The organism is Kitasatospora sp. NPDC022856, from assembly GCF_055561235.1.
On the sequence record NZ_JBVHHE010000099.1, the window covers coordinates 1 to 5,767 of the forward strand.

2 protein-coding genes are annotated in these 5,767 nt (G+C 76.3%); both read left to right on the forward strand.

Going from position 1 to position 5,767, the window contains the following annotated elements; translation table 11 throughout:
* Positions 1-4,200 (forward strand): SDR family NAD(P)-dependent oxidoreductase (locus ACZ34W_RS38225; protein WP_465611056.1); only part of this gene is annotated, 4,200 nt, incomplete at its 5' end.
* A 149-nt stretch (positions 4,201-4,349) separates the two neighbouring features.
* The coding region (locus ACZ34W_RS38230; RefSeq protein WP_465611058.1) for a type I polyketide synthase at positions 4,350-5,767 on the forward strand (1,418 nt) is incomplete at its 3' end.

Genomic DNA, 5,767 nt, shown 5'->3' on the forward strand with positions numbered 1-5,767 from the left:
CAGGCCGTCCACCGGCTCTCCGCACAGGGCCACGGCGTCTTCATCGAGGTCAGCCCCCACCCGGTACTGCGCCCGGGCATCGAGGAGACGGTCGAGGAACTCGGCCGTGACGCCGTCGTGGTGGGAACGCTGCGCCGGAACGAGGGCGGACTCGAACGCTTCCTCACCTCGGCCGCCGAGACCTTCGTCCGGGGCGGCCCGGTGGACTGGACGGCCGCGTTCGCGGGCACCGGTGCCACCCCGGCGAGCCTGCCGACGTACGCGTTCCAACGGCAGTCCTACTGGTGGCGGCCGGCCCCGGGCGCGTCGGGTGACGCGAGCACCCTGGGACTCACCCCGGTCGACCACCCGTTCCTGGGCGCGGCACTCGCGCTGCCCGACTCCGACGGCCTCCTCGTCACCGGTCGGCTCTCGCTGGCCGAGCACCCGTGGCTGGCGGACCACACCGTCCTCGGGACGACGGTGGTCCCGGGCACGGCCCTGCTGGAGCTGGCCTTCCAGGCCGCCGACCGGGCCGGCTGCGGCCGGATCGAGGAGCTCACGCTGCACGCCCCGCTCGTCCTGCCGGACCAGGGCGCGGTGTCGCTCCAGGTGGTGGTCGGCGCGCCCGACGAGGCCGGTCGGCGACCGGTGAGCCTGCACTCCCAGCCGGCGGGGGCGCCGGCCGAGCAGCCGTGGGCCAGGCACGCCACCGGCCTGGCGGGGCCCGCCGGACCGGTAGGAGGGGCCGGATCGGCCGGGGAACGCGACGCCGGCCCGGCGGCCTGGCCCCCGCCGGGAGCGGGACCCGTCCGGATCGACGGGCTGTACGCCGGCCTGGCCGAGACCGGTCTGCCCTACGGCCCGGCCTTCCGGGGCGTCAGGGCGGCCTGGCGGCGGGGTGACGAGGTGTTCGCCGAGGTCGCGCTGCCCGAGGAGGCCGCCTACGGCGCCGACCGCTTCGCCGTGCACCCGGCGCTGCTGGACGCCGCGCTGCACGTCATCGGTCTGGCCCGGCCGGCCGCCGAAACGGCGGACGGCCTGCCGCAGCTGCCCTTCGCCTGGGAGGGCCTGACGCTGCACGCCGTCGGTGCGACCGCGTTGCGGGTCACGGTCACCCCGCTGGGGGCCGGCAAGGTGGCGCTGAGCGTCGCCGACACCACGGGCCGGCCGGTCGCCGGGATCGAGTCCCTGGCGCTGCGGCCGGTCACCCGGGAGCAGCTGGACGAGGTCGGCCGGGCCCACGGCGAGGCGCTCTTCCAGGTCGACTGGGTGGCCGTCGGCGCGCCCGCGGCCACCGCGTCGGGCTCCGGAGGCGACTGGGCCGTGGCGAGCCCCGGGGGCGCCGGCTTCGCGGGCCAGAGGCCCGGGGGCGCCGGCTCCGACGGCCCGGTCGGCGGGACGTTCGCCGATCTGCGCTCGCTGGCGGAGGCGGCGACGCGGACGAACGGTGCCGTGCCGGAGGTGGTCCTCCTGCCCTGCGCCGCCCCGGCCGCGACCCCCGGCGCGGCCGACCTCGGGGCGGCGGCCCGCGCGCTGGCCGCCGACGTCCTCGACGCGCTGCGGACCTGGCTTTCCGACGACCGGTTCGCCGCCTCCCGCCTGGTGGTGGTGACCAGGGGCGCCGTGACCGTCCGCCCCGGCGAGGGAGCGGCCGCGCCGGTGCAGGCCCCGGTGTGGGGCCTGGTGCGGGCCGCGCAGGCCGAGAACCCCGGCCGCTTCGTCCTGCTGGACCTGGACGAGGGCGACGCCCCACCGGCGCTGTTGGCCGCGGCCGTTCACTCCGGTGAGCCCCAACTCGCCCTTCGCGACGGCACGCTGAGCGTCCCCCGGCTCGCCGGGGCGGCCGCGGCGCTGACGCCGCCGGTCGGCGCGGCCGCCTGGCGGCTGGACATCGAGGGCAAGGGCACCCTGGAGAACCTGGCGCTGCTGCCGGGCCCGGACGACTCCGCCACCGGCCCGCTGGCCGAGGGCCGGGTCCGGATCGCGGTCCGCGCCGCCGGACTCAACTTCCGTGACGTCGTGGTCGCGCTGGGTCTGGTCCCGAGGCTCGACGGGCTCGGCATCGAGGGCGCCGGCGTGGTCACCGAGATCGGTCCCGGGGTGGCCGGGCTCGCCGTCGGCGACCGGGTGATGGGCCTGTTCTCCGGCGCGTTCGGACCGGTCGCGGTGGCCGACCACCGGGCCGTCGTCCCGATGCCCGACGGCTGGTCGTTCGCCGAGGCGGCCGCCGTCCCGGTGGTCTTCCTGACCGCCTACCACGGCCTGCGGGACTTGGCGGACCTGCGGCGCGGCGAGAGCGTCCTGGTGCACTCGGCGGCCGGCGGGGTCGGCATGGCCGCGGTGCAGCTGGCCCGGCACTGGGGGGCCGAGGTCTACGGCACGGCCGGCCCGGGCAAGTGGGGCACCCTGCGCGCGTCGGGTCTGGACGAGGCGCACATCGCCTCCTCCCGGGATCTCGGCTTCGAGCAGCGGATCCTGGCGGCGACCGGCGGGCGCGGGCTCTCGGTCGTGCTCAACTCGCTGGCCGGCGAGTTCGTCGACGCCTCCCTGCGGCTGCTGACACGGGGAGGGCGCTTCCTGGAGATGGGGAAGACCGACCACCGGGACGGGGCCGAGGTGGCCGCCGCGCACCCCGGCGTCGACTACCGGATCTTCGACCTGATGGAGGTCGACCCCGGGCGGATCGGCGCGATGCTCCGGGAGGTCCTGGCCCTGTTCGCGGCCGGGGCCCTGCACCGGACGCCGCTGACCGTCTGGGACGTCCGGCGGGCGCCCGAGGCGTTCCGCCACCTCCGCCAGGCCCGGCACATCGGGAAGATCGTCCTGACCGTGCCCGCCGCGCCGGACCCGGACGGCACCGCGCTGATCACCGGCGCCCCGGGGACGCTGGGCGCGCTGACCGCCCGGCACCTGGTGACCCGCCACGGCGTACGGCACCTGCTCCTGGCCTCGCGCCGGGGCGCGAAGGCCGACGGAGCCGCCGCCCTCGCCGCCGAGCTGACCGCTCTCGGCGCCACCGTGACCGTCGCCGCGTGCGACGTCACGGACGGCGGGGCGGTCGCCCGTCTGCTGGCCGGGATCCCGGCCGAGCACCCGCTGACGGCGGTGGTCCACACGGCGGGCGTGCTGGACGACGGGGTCGTCACCTCGCTGGACCGGGCGCGGCTGGACGGCGTCATGGCGCCGAAGGTGGACGCCGCCTGGCACCTGCACCGGCAGACCGAGCACCTGGACCTCGCGGTGTTCGCCCTGTTCTCCTCCGCCACCGCCCTGGTGGGCGCCGCCGGACAGGGCAACTACGCGGCGGCCAACGCCTTCCTGGACGCCCTGGCCGCGCACCGGCGCTCGCGCGGCCTCCCGGCCCTCGCACTCGCCTGGGGGCTGTGGGCCGAACGCAGCGCCATGACGGGGCACCTCGACGGCGCCGACCTCGACCGGATGCGGCGGGTCGGCATGGGCGCGCTGTCCACCGAGGAGGGGCTGGCACTCTTCGACGCCGCCCACCGCGCGGCCGCGCCGGTCCTGGTGCCGATGCGTCTGGACACCGCCTCCCTGCGGGCACGGGTGGCCTCCGGCGCCGGGCAGGCCGCCGTACCGCCGCTGCTGCGCGGGCTGGTCCGGGTGACCGGCCGCCGGACGGCCGCCGCGGCCTCGCCCACCGGGGGTACGACGCTGGCCCAGCGGCTCGCCGGACTCCGCGGGCCCGAGCGCGAGCGGCTGGTCCTGGACCTGGTGCTCGACGAGACGGCCGTGGTGCTGGGGCACGGTCTCGCCGGCGCGGTCGACGCCCGCCGGGCGTTCCGGGACCTCGGCTTCGACTCGCTGGCCGCCACCGAGCTGCGGAACCGGCTGAACGCCGCGACCGGACTGCGGTTGCCGACCACCACCGTGTTCGACCACCCGACGCCCGCCGAACTCGCGGCCCTGCTGCGGTCCCGGCTCGTCGGCGAGGCCGAGGCCACCGGGGCGCCGGTACCGGACGCCCGCGCCGGGGCGGCCGTCTACCAGGAACTCGACCGGCTGGAGGGCGCGCTCGGCGCGGTGGCGCAGAACGACGAGGCAGTCGCCGGCATCACCGAGCGCCTCGAAGCCCTCCTCGGGAAGTGGAAGGAGGCCCGCGCCTTCGAGACGGGGGCCACCGAGGACCGGCGGGACTACGAGTCCGCCACCGTCGACGACATCTTCTCGCTCATCGACGAGGAATTCGGCCTGTCCTGATCCGCCCCCGCTCCGCCCGGTCCCGTGCTGCCCCGCCCCGCTCCGTGCTGCCCCGCTGCTCCCTGCGGCTCCCTGCGGCTCCCCTGTCCCGACCGCCCGGCCTGACCTCGAACGGCGCTCCCGGCCTCTACCCGTTGGACGGATTCCCGATGGATAACGAAGAGAAGCTCCTCGACTACCTGAAGCGTGTGTCGGCCGACCTGCGGCAGACCAGGGAGCGCCTGCGGGCGGTGGAGGCCGCGTCGGGCGAGCCGGTGGCCGTGGTGGGCATCGGCTGCCGGTACCCCGGCGGGGTGCGGTCCCCGGAGGACCTGTGGCGGCTGGTGGTGGACGGCGGGGACGCCGTGGGACCGCTGCCGACCGACCGCGGCTGGGACAACGAGGCACTGTTCGATCCCGAGGCGGCGCGGCCGGGGTCCAGCTATGTGCGGGCCGGTGGGTTCCTGGACGCGGTGGCCGAGTTCGACGCGGGGTTCTTCGGGATCTCGCCGCGTGAGGCGCTGGCGATGGACCCGCAGCAGCGGTTGCTGCTGGAGACCTCGTGGGAGGCGGTGGAGCGGGCGGGGATCGACCCGGACTCGCTACGGGGGAGCCGGACGGGCGTCTTCGCCGGCGCGCTCTCCCAGGAGTACGGCCCCCGGCTGCACGAGGGCTCGGACGACCTCGCCGGCTACCTGCTGACGGGCAACACGCTCAGCGTCCTGTCCGGCCGGGTCTCGTACGCGTTGGGGTTGGAGGGGCCGGCGGTGACGGTGGACACGGCGTGTTCGTCGTCGTTGGTGGCGTTGCACCTGGCGGTGCAGTCGTTGCGGTCGGGTGAGTGCGACCTGGCGTTGGCGGGTGGGGTGACGGTGATGTCGACTCCGGGGATGTTCGTGGAGTTCTCGCGGCAGCGGGGGTTGTCGAGGGACGGTCGGTGCCGTTCCTTCTCGGTGGATGCCGAGGGGTTCGGTATGGCCGAGGGCGTCGGTGTCCTGTTGGTGGAGCGGCTGTCGGACGCGCGGCGGTTGGGGCATCCGGTGCTGGCGGTGGTGCGGGGCAGTGCGGTGAACCAGGACGGTGCGTCGAACGGTCTGACGGCGCCGAACGGTCCGTCGCAGCAGCGGGTGATCCGGCAGGCGCTGGCGAACGCCGGACTGTCCGCGCCGGACGTGGACGTGGTGGAGGCCCATGGCACGGGGACCCGCCTCGGCGACCCGATCGAGGCCCACGCGCTGCTCGCCACCTACGGCCAGGACCGCCCGGCGGAGCGGCCGTTGTACCTCGGGTCGGTCAAGTCCAACATCGGGCATCCGCAGGCGGCGGCGGGTGTGGCGGGTGTGATCAAGATGGTGTCGGCGATGCGGGCGGGTGTGCTGCCGAGGACGCTGCACGCCGACCAGCCCTCGCCGGAAGTGGACTGGGACGCGGGGTCGGTGGAGTTGCTGACGGAGGCCCGGGAGTGGGGTTCTTCGGTGGAGCGGCCGCGTCGGGCGGCTGTCTCCTCCTTCGGGATCAGCGGGACCAATGCGCATGTGGTGCTGGAGCAGGCGCCGGTGGAGGGGCCGTCGGCCGCGTCGTCGGGGCC